This is a genomic window from Streptomyces sp. NPDC051662, assembly GCF_040681655.1.
In the GTDB taxonomy this organism is placed as follows: Bacteria; Actinomycetota; Actinomycetes; order Streptomycetales; family Streptomycetaceae; genus Streptomyces.
The window spans coordinates 36,719-52,983 of record NZ_JBFAZD010000002.1 but is presented as its reverse complement, the minus strand read 5'-3'; the positions used below and the strand labels follow the sequence as shown (position 1 = coordinate 52,983).

The 16,265-nt window shown below is 72.9% G+C and carries 17 protein-coding genes; 11 read left to right on the top strand and 6 right to left on the bottom strand.

The annotated features are described in order from the left end of the window. The first annotated feature begins 42 nt into the window (after window positions 1-42). Both AB0M67_RS02930 and AB0M67_RS02925 read left to right on the top strand, forming a co-directional pair. Window positions 43-1,170, top strand: coding sequence for a hypothetical protein (locus AB0M67_RS02930; protein WP_365741957.1), 1,128 nt, complete (start codon window positions 43-45; stop codon window positions 1,168-1,170). A 421-nt stretch (window positions 1,171-1,591) separates the two neighbouring features. Then, window positions 1,592-2,899 carry a hypothetical protein gene (locus AB0M67_RS02925; RefSeq protein ID WP_365741955.1) on the top strand — a complete coding sequence of 436 codons (1,308 nt, stop codon included), beginning with the start codon at window positions 1,592-1,594 and terminating at the stop codon, window positions 2,897-2,899. Window positions 2,900-3,003: 104 nt separating this feature from the next. On the opposite strand, the gene AB0M67_RS02920 is transcribed toward AB0M67_RS02925, so the two are convergent. After that, complete coding sequence (locus AB0M67_RS02920) at window positions 3,004-3,405, bottom strand: VOC family protein (RefSeq protein ID WP_365741953.1); 402 nt, start codon at window positions 3,403-3,405, stop codon at window positions 3,004-3,006. Between the two features lie 236 nt (window positions 3,406-3,641). Between AB0M67_RS02920 and AB0M67_RS02915 the strand changes: the two genes are divergently transcribed. The 4 genes from AB0M67_RS02915 to AB0M67_RS02900 all read left to right on the top strand — a co-directional run bounded on the left by AB0M67_RS02915 (window position 3,642) and on the right by AB0M67_RS02900 (window position 7,874). After that, window positions 3,642-4,565: a hypothetical protein gene (locus tag AB0M67_RS02915; RefSeq protein ID WP_365741950.1), complete on the top strand. Its 924-nt coding sequence runs from the start codon at window positions 3,642-3,644 to the stop codon at window positions 4,563-4,565. Window positions 4,566-4,730: 165 nt separating this feature from the next. Further along, a complete protein-coding gene (locus AB0M67_RS02910) occupies window positions 4,731-6,329 on the top strand; it encodes an ABC-F family ATP-binding cassette domain-containing protein (RefSeq protein ID WP_030353757.1) in 1,599 nt (532 codons plus the stop codon). Window positions 6,330-6,730: 401 nt separating this feature from the next. Next, complete coding sequence (locus AB0M67_RS02905; protein ID WP_030753304.1) at window positions 6,731-6,952, top strand: helix-turn-helix domain-containing protein; 222 nt, start codon at window positions 6,731-6,733, stop codon at window positions 6,950-6,952. Between the two features lie 130 nt (window positions 6,953-7,082). Continuing rightward, window positions 7,083-7,874: an enoyl-CoA hydratase/isomerase family protein gene (locus AB0M67_RS02900; RefSeq protein ID WP_365741947.1), complete on the top strand. Its 792-nt coding sequence runs from the start codon at window positions 7,083-7,085 to the stop codon at window positions 7,872-7,874. A gap of 122 nt (window positions 7,875-7,996) precedes the next feature. On the opposite strand, the gene AB0M67_RS02895 is transcribed toward AB0M67_RS02900, so the two are convergent. Further along, window positions 7,997-8,749, bottom strand: a complete 753-nt coding sequence (locus AB0M67_RS02895; protein ID WP_365741945.1) for a hypothetical protein — start codon at window positions 8,747-8,749, stop codon at window positions 7,997-7,999. A gap of 94 nt (window positions 8,750-8,843) precedes the next feature. Between AB0M67_RS02895 and AB0M67_RS02890 the strand changes: the two genes are divergently transcribed. From AB0M67_RS02890 to amaP, 5 genes are all read left to right on the top strand, one after another. After that, window positions 8,844-9,335: an Asp23/Gls24 family envelope stress response protein gene (locus tag AB0M67_RS02890; protein WP_365741943.1), complete on the top strand. Its 492-nt coding sequence runs from the start codon at window positions 8,844-8,846 to the stop codon at window positions 9,333-9,335. An 81-nt stretch (window positions 9,336-9,416) separates the two neighbouring features. After that, window positions 9,417-9,608, top strand: coding sequence for a hypothetical protein (locus AB0M67_RS02885; RefSeq protein ID WP_030353762.1), 192 nt, complete (start codon window positions 9,417-9,419; stop codon window positions 9,606-9,608). A gap of 5 nt (window positions 9,609-9,613) precedes the next feature. Then, a complete protein-coding gene (locus tag AB0M67_RS02880; protein WP_365741941.1) occupies window positions 9,614-9,961 on the top strand; it encodes a hypothetical protein in 348 nt (115 codons plus the stop codon). Further along, the gene (locus AB0M67_RS02875) at window positions 9,958-10,629 is read left to right on the top strand and encodes a DUF6286 domain-containing protein (protein WP_365741939.1); all 672 of its coding nucleotides are present in this window, start codon (window positions 9,958-9,960) and stop codon (window positions 10,627-10,629) included. The genes AB0M67_RS02880 and AB0M67_RS02875 overlap by 4 nt, the downstream gene beginning before the upstream one ends. Before the next feature lie 10 nt (window positions 10,630-10,639). Continuing rightward, a complete protein-coding gene (gene amaP, locus AB0M67_RS02870; protein ID WP_365742838.1) occupies window positions 10,640-11,218 on the top strand; it encodes an alkaline shock response membrane anchor protein AmaP in 579 nt (192 codons plus the stop codon). 443 nt (window positions 11,219-11,661) lie between these two features. On the opposite strand, the gene AB0M67_RS02865 is transcribed toward amaP, so the two are convergent. The 4 genes from AB0M67_RS02865 to AB0M67_RS02850 all read right to left on the bottom strand — a co-directional run bounded on the left by AB0M67_RS02865 (window position 11,662) and on the right by AB0M67_RS02850 (window position 16,184). Continuing rightward, on the bottom strand, window positions 11,662-12,417 hold the full coding sequence (locus AB0M67_RS02865; protein WP_365741937.1) for an SDR family oxidoreductase: 756 nt from the start codon (window positions 12,415-12,417) through the stop codon (window positions 11,662-11,664). 4 nt (window positions 12,418-12,421) lie between these two features. Then, complete coding sequence (locus AB0M67_RS02860; protein ID WP_365741935.1) at window positions 12,422-14,206, bottom strand: glycoside hydrolase family 15 protein; 1,785 nt, start codon at window positions 14,204-14,206, stop codon at window positions 12,422-12,424. Between the two features lie 42 nt (window positions 14,207-14,248). Continuing rightward, the gene (locus AB0M67_RS02855; protein ID WP_365741933.1) at window positions 14,249-15,052 is read right to left on the bottom strand and encodes an SURF1 family protein; all 804 of its coding nucleotides are present in this window, start codon (window positions 15,050-15,052) and stop codon (window positions 14,249-14,251) included. Between the two features lie 88 nt (window positions 15,053-15,140). Next, a complete protein-coding gene (locus AB0M67_RS02850) occupies window positions 15,141-16,184 on the bottom strand; it encodes a DEDDh family exonuclease (protein WP_365741931.1) in 1,044 nt (347 codons plus the stop codon). Window positions 16,185-16,265 lie beyond the last annotated feature (81 nt).

Here is a 16,265-nt window from a genome sequence, read left to right as displayed (position 1 = left end):
CGCCGACTGGCCGAGCCCGGCGGGGGTGACCACACTGGGAACGTGCGCCCCGCCAAAGCGACGGCAGCGGCCGTCTCCACACTGATCGGCGTCGGCGCGGCCGCGTTCGCGGCCGGCCGGTACGCGAGCGACGCCGCGCTCAAGACGCCACCGGGCCATCCGCTGCCGGGCGACCCCCGGCTCACCGTGCACGCCACGGCCGCCGGACAGATCACGCTGACCCGCTGTCTCGCCTCCCTGCGCCCCGGTACGTACGGGATCGAGGGCCCCGGCGTCCACGCCGTCGTCGGGCCCGTTCTCGACGAGGTCGAGCACGCCGCGGACACCGTGGTGCGCCGGCTGGAGCGCGTCAGCCACGGCTCGCTCGTCCCCGGCTCCCGCGTACGCCTCACCCCGCAGGTCCACAGCGGCGATCCGACCTCCGCGCTCGGCCTCGACCACAAGGACGTGACGATCCCGGGCGAACTCGGGCCGCTGCCCGCCTGGTTCGTGCCCGGGGTGCGCGACACCTGGGTGATCACCGCGCATGGCCTCGGCACCACCCGCGAGCACCCCATGAACATCATGGAGTTCCTGGCGGAACAGGAACTTCCGGTACTCGACCTCGCCTATCGCGGCGATCCCGGGGCGCCCCGCTCCCCGGACGGCCTCGGCCACCTCGGCGAGTCCGAATGGCGCGACCTCGACGCGGCGCTCCGCTACGCGGTCCGGTACGGCGCCGAGCGCGTGGTGCTGCACGGCTGGTCCACCGGCGCCTCGATGGCCCTGGGCGCGGCGGCCGGCTCCGCGCTCCGCGCCCGGATCGCCGGGCTGGTGCTCGACTCGCCGGTGCTGGACTCGGCGGCCACCCTGCGGGCGCTGGCCACCGCCCGCCGGATCCCCGCGCCGCTGCTGCCGCTCGCGGTCAGGTCGGCCCAGGGCAGGGCCGGTCTCGACGGTGACCGGCTGCGCCAGGCCGCCGACCCCGGCAACCTGAACATCCCGACGCTGATCTTCCACGGCCCCGACGACACCCTCGCGTCCTGGAACCCCTCCCGCGAACTCGCCGCCCACCGCTCGGGTCTGATCAGCCTGCACGCCGTCGCGCACGCCCCGCACGCCGCCATGTGGAACGCGGACCCGGCCGGCTACGAAGAGGTGCTCCGCCGCTTCCTCACCCCCCTGATGTAGCCCCCGATGTGGCCCCCGATGGAGCGCCTGACCGGGCGCGTGCCCCTGGGGTGCCTTACGGGTGTCTGACGGATCTGTCCGGCATGCGCCGCCGCGATGGAATCCGGTGCGGCCCCGAACGCTCCGCTTCGCTTCCTTCGCGCACCTTGCGGCCCACCGCGCCCTCCTGTCACAGAGCGCTCCACCAGCTGTCCCGTACCTTTCCAACAGGCATCTTCCTTCCCTTCCAGGCCCTGCGGCACCCCCGTGGAACAGGCCCCTTCCGCCCTTCCCGTACCGCCGGAACAGGTTCCGTTTGGGCTTTCGGGCGGTCACCGGGAAGACTGCCCCCGTGACGTCCCGAAAGCCTGATGAGCAATTGGCGCGCAACTCCAGACTCCGACTCGTCCGCCCGCGGCCATTGACCACGGCCCGACGGGCAGTGACCGACGGGCGCAGCCGGCCGGCACCCCGGCCGCCCGAGGGAACTCCGCCCCCGGCGGAGCTGGCCCGTCAGGCGAGAGCGGTCCTCGCCGACGCGGTACGGATCGCCCGCTGGGCGGCCGGCGACCGGGACCCCGGCGCGGGTCCGCTCGACGCGGCGACGGCCGAACGGGCCGCCACCGCACTGGAGTTGACACCGGAGCAGGTACGCGCGGGCTGGGACCGCGCCCGGCTGGCCGGACTCATCGAGCTGCACGGCACCGCCGTACGGCCCGGCTGGCGGCTCCAGGCCTGGGACCGCGACGACAGCGCCGTCCAGCGCGGCTGGGTGGCCCTCTTCGACGCCTGGTCGCTCGTGCACCCGGCCCCCGAGGATGTCGCCGCCTCCACGGTCGCCGAGGTCGTCGAGGCCGTCCCCCAGGTGCTCTCCCTCCTCCAGCTCTCCGCCGGACCCGTGCTCGTACCGGCCCTGCTCGACCTGCTCCAGCAGCGGGTCGCCGAGCTCCACGAGGAGCGCTGCGAGGTGCCCTGCGGCCCGCGGCCCGCCCCCGTCGAGCCCCCGGCGCCCGAGCCGCCCGCCGACGCCCTCCTGCCCCCGCTCCTCGACTGGGCCCTGGAAGGGCTCGCCGCCGTGGGCGCGCTGACCCTGGGGAAGGGCCAGGCCACCCTCACCCCGCTCGGCAACTGGGCGGTCTGGGTCAAGCTGGAGCAGATCTGTGTCGCCGCCCAGAGCCCCGCGGGCAATATCGAGCAGTCCGCCGAGCACATGCTGCGCGGCTGCGCCCGGCTCACCCCCGGCCCCGCCCGCGCCGAATACCGCGCCTGGCTCGCCGCCCGCACCGTCGGCAGCGCGGTCACCGAACTGCTCGCCGTGGCCCGGGGAGAGGACGCGCTGCTGCGCGGGCTCGCCTTCGAGGCGCTGCGTGTCGTCGGCGCCCCCGCCGAGGGTGAGGTACGGGCCGCGGCGACGGACTCCTCACTGCGCCCCTATGCCCTGCTCTGGCTCGCGGAGTACGAGGGCGCCGATCCGGAGGACGCAGCCGAAGTCCTCACCCGGGAGGAGTCCACCTGGCTCTGGGTGGACACCGCGGCGGCCGTCGCCGACCACGGCGAGAGCGATCTGCTGGTCCGTCATCTGGACTCCGCGGTGCAGGGCAATGTGCCCACGCTCCTCGACGAGATCCGGGCCGTCGGCCACCCCCGAACCGTCCAGGTCCTGGTCGCCCTCGCTGCCGCGCATCCGGATCCGGCCCTCGCCAAGGCGGTCCGCCGGGCGGCCTTCCAGGTGCACACCGGAGGAGCCTGACCCGGCCGGCCGCGCGCCGGGCGACGGAGGCAGGGACCGGCCCCGCCGGCCCTGCCCCGGCCGCCCGGGACGACGCCGCCCCGCGGCCCGTGACCCGTGGAGCCTCAGCCGCCCGCGCCCGGTGCGTACGTCCCGAAGCTCCATATGTTTCCCTCGGCGTCGCGGGCCATATAGTCCCGCGAGCCGTAGTCCTGGTCCGCGGGCGCCATCAGGATCTCGACGCCGTGCTCCACCGCCCGCGCGTGATGCGCGTCGACGTCCTCGACGACCACATAGACGCCCGCCGGGCCCGCGTCGCCCATCGTCTTGGCGAAGACGCCCGCCCGGCCCTTCGAGCCCAGCATCACCAGGCCGTTGCCGTAGGCCAGCTCGGCGTGGAGCACCATGCCGTCCTCGTCCTCGTACGCCCTCAGCTCGGTAAAGCCGAAGGCGTCCTTCAGCGTCCCGATGGCCGCCCTCGCGTCCCTGTACAGGATGGTCGGGCAGATGCTCGGTACTCCGGTCATGCGGATCACCCCTTCGCGGGCTCGACTGTGACGCGGATCTCAGTCTCGCACCGGCCACTGACAATCGGCCTTCGAGCCGTCCCGGCCCCGCACGGCCGCCGTCCGAGGCCGAACGGGGGATGTGCCCTGCCGCGCCCGCCGTGTCGCGGGGCGCCCCCGCCGCGCCCGCGCGGCCCGTGGCTACGCTCGCGCCTGCATCGAGACCAGTGGCCCACCAGTGGTACCGAGGGAGAACAGTGACGGCCCTGCCGACGACCACGGCGCCGGACCTGCTGCCGGGCGCCAGAGAGGGCGGCGGTCCCCAGGACGACGCCGATTCCCCGCAGACCGATTCCCCGCACTCGGATTCCCCGCACGACGGCCTCCGGCCCGGCGGTTCCGGGCGTCGCGGCCCCCGGTCGGGCGGCCTCCGGTCCGGTGGGCAGGGCCGCTCCCGGTACGGCCCACGACGGCGCACCCGCCTCCTCCTCGCGGCCCTCTCCGCCGTACTCGCCGTCCCGCTGGTGACCGCCGCCCAGCAGTCACGGCACCTCCCCTTCGACGACCGCCTCACGGTGCACACCACCGCGGCGCCCGGACCCCCCGCCGCCCAGGAGCCCGTCCTGCGCACCGTCGGCCCCCGCGTCGAGGCGCGCGACCCGCGCTCGGGCACGCTCCGCTGGGTCCATGAGCGCACCGGCAGCCGCCCGCTCGCCCTCGCCTCGGGGCCCGGCCACGCCTTCGCCCTCTGGAGCGACGGCCTGGTCACCGACACCGAGCGCGTCACCGGCTCCGCCGTCCGCTGGCATCGCGCCCTGCCCGGTCTCGCCGACTGGCTGGCCGCGGGCTCCGGCCGTGCGGCCGGGGTCCTCCAGCCCCTCACCCCCGGGGCGCGCATGCTCGCCGTCGTGACCCCGCAGCGCATCGCCACCTTCCGGGCGGTCGACGGCGATCTGCGCTGGGTGCTGCCCGCCGCCCGCGGCTGCGCCTTCGAGCCGGGCCGGTACGTCCGTACGGCCGGGATCCTGCTGGTCGCGCAGCCCTGCCCCGGGCACACGAACTGGGCCGCCGAACTGATGGCGGTCGACGACCTCGGCCGGATCGTGCCGGGCCGCACCCCGCTCCGTAACGACCGTCCGAACGTTCCTCCGAACGATCCCCCGAGCGGCGTCTCGAACTAGCTTCCGCCGGCTTCCTGACCAGCTGCCGGGGGACCGGCCAGAGAAAGCAGTTGCGCGGCCCCGTTAGACTGACCCGTATGGCATTTCTCCTTGTGCATTAGCCGGCGTCGAAGAATCTCCTCCGCCTGCCCTCTTCCGCCGTCCATACCGCCCTGGAGTCTTTCCGTGATCACCGCAACCGGTGTAGAGCTGCGCGCCGGCGCCCGTGTCCTCATCGAGTCCGCCTCCTTCCGTATCGCCAAGGGCGACCGCATCGGCCTGGTCGGCCGCAACGGCGCCGGCAAGACCACGCTCACCAAGTGCCTCGCGGGCGAGGGAGTCCCCGCCGCGGGCACCATCACCCGCTCGGGCGAGGTGGGTTATCTGCCGCAGGACCCGCGCACCGGCGACCTCGACGTCCTCGCCAGGGACCGCATCCTCTCCGCGCGCGACCTCGACTCCGTACTGAAGAAGATGCGGGAGAACGAGGACCGGATGGCGAACGGTCAGGGCGCCACCCGCGAGAAGGCGATGCGCAAGTACGAGCGTCTGGAGACGGAGTTCCTCACCAAGGGCGGGTACGCCGCCGAGGCCGAGGCCGCCACCATCGCCGCCGCGCTCGGGCTGCCCGACCGGGTGCTCGGCCAGCCCCTCCATACGCTCTCCGGCGGTCAGCGCCGCCGTGTCGAGCTGGCCCGCATCCTCTTCTCGGACGCCGACACCCTGCTGCTCGACGAGCCCACGAACCACCTCGACGCGGACTCGATCGTCTGGCTGCGCGACTACCTCAAGACGTACCGCGGCGGTTTCATCGTCATCTCCCACGATGTCGAACTGGTCGAGACCGTCGTCAACAAGGTCTTCTACCTGGACGCCAACCGCTCGCACATCGACGTCTACAACATGGGCTGGAAGCTCTACCAGCAGCAGCGCGAGGCCGACGAGAAGCGCCGCAAGCGCGAGCGCGCCAACGCGGAGAAGAAGGCCTCCGCCCTGAACTCCCAGGCCGACAAGATGCGCGCCAAGGCCACCAAGACCGTCGCCGCGCAGAACATGGCCCGCCGCGCCGAGCGGCTGCTGTCCGGGCTTGAGGAAGTGCGCCAGTCCGACAAGGTCGCCAAGCTGCGCTTCCCCGAGCCCGCCCCCTGTGGCAAGACCCCGCTGACGGCCGAGGGACTGTCCAAGTCGTACGGCTCCCTGGAGATCTTCACCGATGTCGACCTCGCCATCGACAAGGGCTCCCGGGTCGTCATCCTCGGCCTCAACGGCGCGGGCAAGACCACGCTTCTGCGGCTGCTGGCCGGGGTCGAGAAGCCGGACACCGGACAGGTGACCCCCGGTCACGGCCTCAAGCTCGGGTATTACGCGCAGGAGCACGAGACGCTCGACCCGGAGCGCTCCGTCCTGGAGAACATGCGGTCCTCGGCCCCCGACCTCGACCTGGTCCAGGTCCGCAAGACGCTGGGCTCCTTCCTCTTCTCCGGGGACGATGTCGACAAGCCGGCCGGCGTGCTCTCCGGTGGCGAGAAGACCCGGCTGGCGCTGGCCACCCTGGTCGTCTCCTCCGCGAATGTGCTGCTGCTCGACGAGCCGACGAACAACCTGGACCCGGCCAGCCGCGAGGAGATCCTCGGCGCGCTCCGCACATACAAGGGAGCGGTCATCCTCGTCACCCACGACGAGGGCGCGGTGCACGCGCTGGAACCGGAGCGGATCATTCTGCTGCCCGACGGGGTCGAGGACCTCTGGGGAGCTGACTACGCGGATCTGGTCGCGCTCGCCTGAGCACGCCCTGAGTACCCTCGTGGACGGGGGGTGCCGGGGCCCGGTGATGAGCCGTCGCCACATGATCCACGCGCGTGATCGACTCCATATGGATCATTTCGGCTCAGCCGTGATCCCTCATCTGTGTGAGTGCGTCTCGTACCACGGCGTGGTGCGCGACGGAACAGGCCGATCGCCCCATGATCCGCGCCGTCTCCGACGCGGAGGCGCTGACCTGGCACTTCGCCCGGAGCTTTGGGCAAAGGTGACGGCTACCGCGTACGGAATACGCGATTCCGGTCGTGCTTCAACCCTGGAGCCGGGTAAAGCTTGTCGTGCGGACCTTGCCGAATGGGTGGCCAGGAAGCCCGCGAGGGGTGATCATGAGAAGTCCAGAGCGCACTTCCCATGAGGAGGCACGGGTGGCCGAGACTCTGAAGAAGGGCAGCCGGGTAACCGGCGCCGCGCGCGACAAGCTCGCGGCAGACCTGAAGAAGAAATACGACAACGGTGCGAGCATCCGGGCGCTGGCCGAGGAAACCGGCCGCTCCTACGGATTCGTCCACCGGATGCTCAGCGAGTCCGGAGTCACGCTGCGGGGACGCGGCGGAGCGACGCGAGGCAAGAAGGCCGCATCGGCCTGACGACCGAGCGCGACTCCTCCTGGCCACCGGTTCGGATGGTGGCCACCCGGGTCGATCGGACGATCGCCCAGGTGGTTACTGTGCAGTCACTTAGCTTGGTTTCCTTGACTGCCCGAACCGGAGGCGCCCCATGACTTCGCTCGAACCAGTACTCGACAAGGACGGCGTACGGCTCACCATCGAGGACGCGGTTGCCACGGTCACACTGGCCAATCCGGCGAAGCGCAACGCCCAGTCTCCCGCTCTGTGGCGGGCGTTGACAGAAGCCGGAAGGTCACTGCCTGGCAGCGTGCGGGTCGTTGTGCTGCGGGGCGAAGGGAAGTCCTTCTCCGCGGGGCTCGACCGGCAGGCGTTCACCCCCGAGGGGTTCGACGGCGAGCCGTCCTTCCTGGATCTCGCACGGGAATCCGACCAGGACCTCGATGCGGCGATCGCGGCGTACCAGGACGGGTTCAGCTGGCTGCGCCGCCCCGACATCGTGTCGATCGCGGCCGTGCAGGGGCATGCGATCGGGGCCGGCTTTCAGCTGGCTCTTGCCTGTGACCTCCGAGTCGTCGCGTCCGACGTCCAGTTCGCCATGCGCGAGACCAGCCTCGGCCTGGTCCCCGACCTCACCGGCACCCATCCGCTCGTCGGACTGGTCGGCTACGCCCGCGCGTTGGAGATCTGCGCCACGGGCCGCTTCGTCGGGGCCGAGGAGGCGGAGCGTACGGGGCTCGCCAATCTGGTGGTGCCCGCGGCCGAACTCGACGCGGCGGTAGGCGATCTGGCGGGCGCCCTGCTGGCCGCGCCGCGGGACGCGTTGATCGAGACCAAGGCGCTCCTTCAGGGCGCGGCCGGTCGTACCTTCGAGAACCAGCGTGTCGCCGAGCGCGCCGCACAGGCACGCCGGCTGCGCGATCTGGCCGGCCTGGACGAGTAGCTCCGAAGCGGCGTCGTCCGCACGGGGGGCCGTTCCGTTCCCGGGTGAACGGGACTTCGGCGGCGCTCGGCCCCACTCGTTCGGCGGATTGAGGGCCTCCCCGCGCGCCCTGCCTCGCCGGCCTACGGTTTCGGCGCGGTGCTGTCTCGGCCGTCCCGACCCACCGCCGTGATCAGCACGGCCACCGAAGGCGCGCCCGGCAGCTCCGCCGTGAGCTTCGCCCGTACCGCCCGCGCCACCTCCAGCGGGCGGTGCCCGGCCGCCGTCGCCAGCTCCACCCGGACATGTCCCGGAGTGGTGACCACCGCGCCGCCCAGCGTTCTGGTCGGATACGCGACACCGGGGACCGCCGCCGCCAGCAGCTCCGGCTCACCCCGCGGGGTGGCGGCCCGTACATCGGCCGGCTGTCCCCCGTCCGGCCCCGCGGCGGCTGCCTCCTCGGATTCCCCGGAGGGACCGAGCAGGTCCGTCACCCGTAGATCGACCTCCTCGACCCGTAGCCCGAGACGCTGTGTCGCACAGGCGAACAGCGCCCCGCGCAGCCGCTCCGCCACGGCGGGCAGCGGCTCGGCCGAACCCGCCGCGAACTCGCCTTCGATCCGCAGCGGACCGGGCGGCAGCGCGCTGGGCGGCGGCGGGACGGCGGGCCGATCGGCCCCCTCCGGATCGGCCAGGGCGAGCCGCAGCCGGCCGAGCGCGGCGCCGGTCACCTCCGCCGAGGCCCGGCGCAGTTCGTCCGTCGCCGCGCGTTCCGACAGCCAGGCACCGTCCCGCGCCCCGCCAAGCGGAAGCAGCCGGCCCAGGCCGAGCCGCTGTCGTACCGCGGCCGTCCATCCGCCGCTGCCGAGCCCATCCGAGCTGTGCGCAGTTGTCATTCCTCCAGCCTGCCGCATCCATGGAGCGGGACGGGGCAAGCGCACCTAGTGTGGGCAGCGGAGTCCACCACCGCCCGGGAAGGAATGAATGGCGATGTCAGACACCGCACCCCGTAACCAGTCCGCGCCGTCAGGCAGGAAGCCTCCGGCCGACGAGGGGGGAAGCAGCCCTGTCACCAAACGCGGCGGCGGGCCCCCGGCCTCCCGCGGCCGTACCACCATCGCCGACGGTGTGGTGGAGAAGATCGCCGGCCTCGCGGCCCGCGACGTCCTCGGTGTGCACGCCTTGGGCAGCGGGATGTCCCGTACCTTCGGCGCCGTGCGCGACCGGGTCCCCGGCAGCGCCAAGTCCGTCAGCCGGGGCGTGAAGGCCGAGGTCGGAGAGGTACAGACGGCGCTCGACCTGGAGCTCGTCGTCGACTACGGCGTCTCGATCACCGAAGTCGCCGCCGCCGTACGGGAGAACGTCATCTCGGCGGTCGAGCGGATGACGGGACTTGAGGTCGTCGAGGTCAACATCGCCGTCATCGACGTCAAGTTGCCGGACGAGGAAGATGACGAAGAGTCGGACACCCGGCTCCAGTAACGTCCGTACGCGGCGTCAACCGGCGCCACGCGAGGTATCGCACCGTACGCGACCGGCAGCGGAGTGGATGAGGAGCGGCACATGAGCATGGCGGTGGTCGGTCTGTTGGCCGGTATGGCGCTCGGATTCGCCGGGTACTTCGGCGGCTTCGGAGCCTTTGTGCTGGTGGCCGCGCTGGGCGTGATCGGGTTCGTGGCCGGGCGCTTCCTGGACGGCGATCTGGAACCCGGCGACCTCTTCCGCAGTCGCGACCGCGACGACCGGCGGCGGTGACGCGCGTGGCCGTCGAGCGGGTAGCGGCCGGCGAGCGCGGGGCGACCACGATCGCCGACCGGGTCGTCGCGAAGATCGCCGCACAGGCGGCCCGGGAGGCGCTGGACCGCGTACCGGAGGGCGGCGCGGCGCCGCACGCCACCGTCACGGTGCGCCACGACAGCGCGCGGGTACGGATCGGTGTCGAGCTGGAGTATCCGACCGACATCGGCCGGCAGTGCGGCGCCGTACGCCTCCGAGTCGCCCAGCGGGTGAAGGCGCTGGCGGACATGGACGTGCCGGAGGTGGTGGTGCGGGTGGAGGGGCTGCACTCCGACCGGTCGCGCCTCGCGGCGCGGGGGAGGCTCCAATGAGCGCACCCGCGCCCGAGGGGGGAGCCGGGGCTACGGAGCGGGGCGGCGGCGTGGGGGAGTGGGACCCGCCGGACCCCACCACACGGGACGAGCCCAGGCCCACGCTCTCGGACGACGACGGCCGGCGTGCCGGGCGCTTCTGGTCCACGCGCCGCGTCCCTGCGGCACTGACCGCGCTGGTCGTTCTCGGCGCTGCGGGTCTGCTGCTGTACGACATCGCGGCGGTACGGGCCGGCCGCCCCGCGATGTACTGGCGGCGCGAGCTGGCCGTCCAACTGGCCCGGCAGCCGCTGGACAATCCCTGGGTACTGGTCGCCGCGGGCGTCGCGATGGCGCTCGGACTGTGGCTCCTCGCGCTCGCCCTCACCCCCGGCCTGCGTGGACTGCTCCCCATGCGGCGCCAATCCCCGCTGGTACGGGCCGGTATCGACCGCGCCGCCGCCGCGCTGACGCTGCGCGACCGGGCCATGGAGGTCTCGGGCGTGCGGTCCGTGCGGGTACGGATGGGCCGCTCCAAGGTGAAGGTGCGGGCCCTCTCCCACTTCCGCGAACTGGCCGACGTACGGAACGACTTGGACCGGGTGCTCACCGCCGGCATCCGCGAACTGGGCCTCGACCGAGCGCCCGCGCTGACGATGCGGGTCCGCAGGCCCGTCAAGAAGAGGTGAGGTGACGGGGATGATCCGGGTCGTCAACCGCGTACTGCTGGCTCTGCTCGGTCTGGCGCTGCTCTGCGGGGGCGGCGCGGTGCTGGCGCGCGGACTGGACTGGGCGGTGCCGTCCTGGTGGCCGTACAGCGGGCAGCGCGATGTGCTGCTGAGCCGTGCCGCCCGCGAGCGCTGGCGCGATCAGGGCTGGTGGTGGCCGGTCGTGATCGCCGTGCTCGCGGTGCTGATCGTGCTGGCCCTGTGGTGGTTCTTCGCCCAGCTTCGCCGGGCCAGGATGGCGGAGATACTGGTCGACAGCGGTGACGGCGAGGGCGCGTTGCTCCGCGCGCGGGCGCTGGAGAGCGCGATCGAGGACGACGCGGAGTCCCTGGACGGCGTGGCCCGCGCCCGCGTACGCCTCACAGGCCGCCGCACCGCCCCCGCCGCCCGCGTACGCCTCCTCCTGGAGCCCCACGCGGCCCCGGGCGAGACGCTGAACGTGCTGACGGCGGAGGCGCTGGAGCGTGCGCGGAGGTCGGCGGGGCTGGGGGAGCTGGGGGCGGAGGTGCGGTTGCGGGCGGTGCGGCATGGGGCGGAGAGGGTGAGCTGACGGCGTACGCCGTGGCCTGCCGCGCGGGGTGTTCCCCCCGCCCCGCCCCTTCCCGAAACCGGGGCTCTGCCCCGGACCCCGGGGGGGGGCTTGCGGCCGGGGCTCCGGTCCGAGCCGGGTGCCGCCCGAGCCGGGTGCCGCCCGTGCGGGGTGTGTCCCCCACCCCGCCCTTTTCCGAAACCGGGGCTGCGCCCCGGACCCGCTGTCCGGCGTCGCCGTGACGGCCCGGGGCGACCGCCGTGCCCCACGGTCCGGTGTCGCCGGCGGGCGCGGTCCGTAGGAGCGGCCCCCCGGCGTGCCGGGCCGCTGTGCGCCCGGCAACGGCGCCCCCCGGCCGCTAGACCCCGGGGTCCGGGGCGCAGCCCCGGTTTCGGGAAGGGGCGGGGTGGGGAAACGCCCCGCGCAGCGGCCGAGCCGCCCCCGACGCGCCGCCCCGGCCGTCCCTAGAACCCGTGCCGCGCCCCGCCATCCACCAGCACCATCACCCCCGTCAGATATGACGCCGCCGGCGACAGGAAGAACGCCGCCGTCCTCCCGAACTCCTCCGGCCTCCCGTACCGCCGCAGCGGAATCCGGGACTCGTTCGCCGCCCGCGCCGCCTCCGCGTCGCCCGACAGCGCGTCGAGCTCACGGAGCCGGTCCGTGTCGATACGGGACGGCAGCAGGCCGAGCACCCGGATCCCGCGCGGGCCGACCTCGTTCGCCAGGGACTTCGCGAAGCCGGCCAGGCCCGGCCGCAGGCCGTTGGAGATGGTGAGGCCCGGGACCGGCTCGTGCACCGAGGAGGAGAGCACGAGCCCGATGACACCGCCCTCACCCAGTTCGGCCGCCGCCGTGCGGGCGAGTCGTACCGCGCCCAGGAACACAGACTCGAACGCCGTCGCCCACTGCTCGTCCGTGTTGTCCGCGGCGGACCCCGGCGCCGGGCCGCCGACGCTGATCAGGACGCCGTCGAAGCGGCCGAACCGTTCCTTGGCGGTGGCGATCAGCCGTGCCGCCACCGCCGGATCGGCGTTGTCGGCGGCCACCCCGTACGCGCCGGGGCCGATCTCCGCTGCCGCCGCGGCGACGCTCCTCTCGTCGCGGCCCGAGATGACGACCTTCGCCCCGTCCGCGGCGAGCGCGTCCGCCGCCGCGCGGCCCAGCCCCCGCGATCCACCGGTGACAACGTATACGCGGTCCTTCAGTCCAAGATCCATGGTCCTATCCTGCCGTGTCGGCCCCGGAGAGGGTCAACGCGGTCACCACCAGCCCGATATGGCTGAACGCCTGCGGGTAGTTGCCGAGTTGCCGCCGCGTCACCGGGTCGTACTCCTCCGCCAGCAGCCCGACGTCATTGCGCAGCGCGAGCAGCCGCTCGAACAGCTCCATCGCCTCCGCCGTGCGCCCCGTCATATGGAGGGCGTCGGCCAGCCAGAACGAGCAGACCAGGAACGTTCCCTCACCGCCCGGCAGCCCGTCCACCGAGGGCCCCGTCGTGCTGTAGCGCCGCAGGAAACCGCCGTGCCCCAGCTCGGCCCGTACCGCGTCGACCGTGCCGACGACCCGCGGATCGTCCGGCGGCAGAAAGCCGACCCGGGGGATCAGCAGCGTCGCCGCGTCCAGCTCGGCGGAGCCGTACGACTGGGTGAAGGTGTTCCGCTCGGGGTCGTAACCCTGTTCGCACACCTCCCGGTGCACCTCGTCCCGCATCGCGCGCCAGCGCGTCACATCCCCCCTGAGCGAGGGATCGTCCTCCAGTGTCCGCACGGCACGGTCGGCGGCGACCCACGCCATCACCTTGGAGTGCACGAAGTGCTGGCGCGGCCCGCGCACCTCCCACAGCCCCTCGTCCGGCTCGCGCCACTTCGACTCCAGGAAGCCCAACAGGCTGAGCTGGAGGTTCCAGGCGTGCGGCTGTGCGGGGAGACCCGCCGTCCGTGCCACATTGAGCGAGTCCATCACCTCGCCGTACACATCCAGCTGGAGCTGGTCGACCGCGTTGTTGCCGGTACGGACCGGCGCGGAGCCCGCGTACCCCCGCAGCCACGGCAGTTCGGTCTCCGGCAGCCGGCGCTCGCCGCCGAGTCCGTACATGATCTGGAGATCGGCCGGGTCGCCCGCGACCGCGCGCAGCAGCCAGTCGCGCCAGGCCGCCGCCTCCTCCAGATAGCCGGCCGACAGCAGCGCCCCGAGCACCAGCGTGGAGTCACGCAGCCAGCAGTAGCGGTAGTCCCAGTTGCGTACGCTGCCCAGCTCCTCCGGCAGGGAGGTGGTGGGGGCGGCGACGATCCCGCCGGTCGGGCCGTACGTGAGCGCCTTGAGCGTGATGAGCGAGCGCAGGACGGCCGCGCGGTGCGGACCCTGGTAGCGGCAGCGCTCCGCCCAGCTCTGCCAGTCCTCCAGACTGCGCGCCAGCGCCCTGTGCGGATCGACGCGCCGCGGGCGCGGCTTGTGCGAGGGGTGCCAGGTGAGGACGAAGGCCACCTTCTCGCCCGCGCCGATGGTGAACGACGACCGCGTGCTGTAGTGCTGACCCCATGTCTTGACCGGGGGCTCACTGCGCAGCCAGACGGAGTCGGGGCCCGCGACCGCCACCCGCTGGCCCTCCGCCCGACGCATCCAGGGCACCACCGAGCCGAAGTCGAAGCGCAGCCGCATCGTGGCACTCATGTCGACCGAGCCGCTGACGCCCTCCACGATCCGCATGATCTCGGGGGCCTTGTCGCGCTGCGGCATGAAGTCGATGACCTTGACGGTGCCGGTACGGGTCTCCCACACGGATTCCAGCACCAGCGAGTCACCCACGTAGGCGCGCCGTGTGCAGTCGCGCGCGCCGGTGGGGGCGAGCCGCCAGTGACCGTTCTCCTCGCCCCCGAGCAGCGCGGCGAAGCAGGCCGCCGAGTCGAAGCGAGGAAGGCACAGCCAGTCGATGGAGCCGTTCCGGCCGACCAGAGCGGCGGTCTGGAGATCGCCGATAAGTGCGTAGTCCTCGATGCGTTGGGTCACGCCAGGGCTGTTCCCGTACGGCGCGGGCGTTAAGCAGCGTTGTCAGACGGCGGCGGGTTCCTGCGCGGATTCCGCCTCGGCGGCGCTCCGCCCGGCCTTCGCCGCCGCGCGGTCGCGAAGCTCCCGGCGTACGAGAATCACCCACCCGACGGGTACGGCGGCGACGAACAGCCACCACTGGATCGCATACGCCATATGGGGGCCGATCGAGCTGTCGTCGGGGCTCGGGATCTGCTCGGGGCTGTCACCGGCCGCCGCGGGCGAGATCTGCTCGACATAGCCGCCGAGGACGGTACGGCCCAGCTCTTCCCGCTGCTGTCCGCTGTTGATCAGCATGACCTGGCGGGGCGGCAGATCCCGCAGGTCCTTGATACCGCTGGCCGCCGACGTCTCGTCCGCCTTCAGCCGGCCCGTGATGGTGACCTCGCCCTTGGGCGCCGCCGGGATGTCGGGGAAGGCCCGCTGGTCCTCGCCGAAGGGGATCCAGCCGCGGTTCACGATGAGCGCGCGGCCGTCCTTCAGGACGAGGGGGGTCAGCACATGGAAGCCGACCCGGTCGTCGGTGGAGGTCCTGCGGCGTACGACGACCTCGTGCGCGGTGTCGAACGTGCCGGTGGCCGTGACACGGCGCCAGTAGTCGGCGCGCGGGACGGTGTGCCCGGGGGACGTCAGATCCGTGACCGGGACGGGCTTCGCCGCGAGGTTGCCGGAGATCAGCGAGTTCTGGGCGACTTTGTTCTCATGGCGGTGGTACTGCCAGAAACCCAGCTCGATCATCGCGGGGATGAGGGCGAGGGCGAGGAGGGTGAGGATCACCCACTGCCGGGACAACAGGAAGCGGTACACGCCTTTGACGGTACCCGGCGGGTCTCGGCGGATCCGACTGGGGGTGGGTGGCGGGCCCCCGGGCGCCCGCCGGTGTGCCGCGCGCCCATCACCCGTCCGCGGGGGTGACGGCGCGGACGGAGGTGGACGGCGCGGGGGACGCGGGCGCCGGGACGGACGCGCCGGGCGCGGGGGCCACGTCCCGCAGCAGCTGGGTGAACGCGGCCTCGTCGATGACCGGCGTTCCGTACGACGCGGCCTTGACCGTCTTGGACGTCGAGGACTCCGGGTCGTTGGTCACCAGCAGGCTGGTCAGCCGGGACAGGCTCGTCGCGACATGCAGCCCCGCCTCCACCGCCCGGTCCTCCAGCAGCTCGCGGTCGATGGAGGTGTCGCCGGAGAACGCCACCCGCATCCCCTGCACCAACTGCTCGCCCGGCACATACCGGCCCGGATTCGGATACGGGCACGCGGGCCGCTTGCGCGAGGGCCGCCAGCTCGTCTGCCGGTACGAGGACTGATAGCCGACCCGGGGCAGCGCAGGGGCGTCCGACCACTCCGTGAGCGGCCGGCACTCCAGCAGCGGCAGCCGTACGCCGTCCCTGGCCGCCGCGTGCAGACTCGGGCGGAACGCCTCGGCCAGCACCCGCGCGTCGTCGAGCGCGTGGTGCGCGCGCTGCTGCACGACGCCGAAGTGCGCGGCGAGCGACTCCAGCTTGTGATTGGGCAGCGGCAGGCCCAACTCCTTGGAGAGCGCGATGGTGCACAGCCGCTGCCGGGTGGGCGCGGTCCGCTCCGCGCGCGCGTACTCCCTGGCGATCATGGACCAGTCGAAGATCGCGTTGTGCGCGACGAGCACCCGCCCGTCGAGCCGCGCGGCCAGCTCACCGGCGACCTCGGGAAAGAGCGGTGCGCTCTCCAGGACGTCGGTCGTCAGTCCATGGATCCATACGGGCCCGGGGTCGCGCTCCGGATTGACGAGTGTGTACCAGTGGTCCTCGACATTGCCCCGGGCGTCCAGGCGATAGACGGCAGCAGACACTATCCGGTCGTCGCGGGCGAGTCCGGTGGTCTCGACGTCGACGACCGCGTACCCCTCGGGGTAGGCGGTCGGCCATGTCGCTGCAGTCGTATGGTCGTCGAGCATGGTCACAGAGAATACGGGCCGCGACTGACACTCCGGCAGCCCGGTCGGCCGGGACCGGCCACAGCGGGGTCCGGGCCGTCGCTCCGT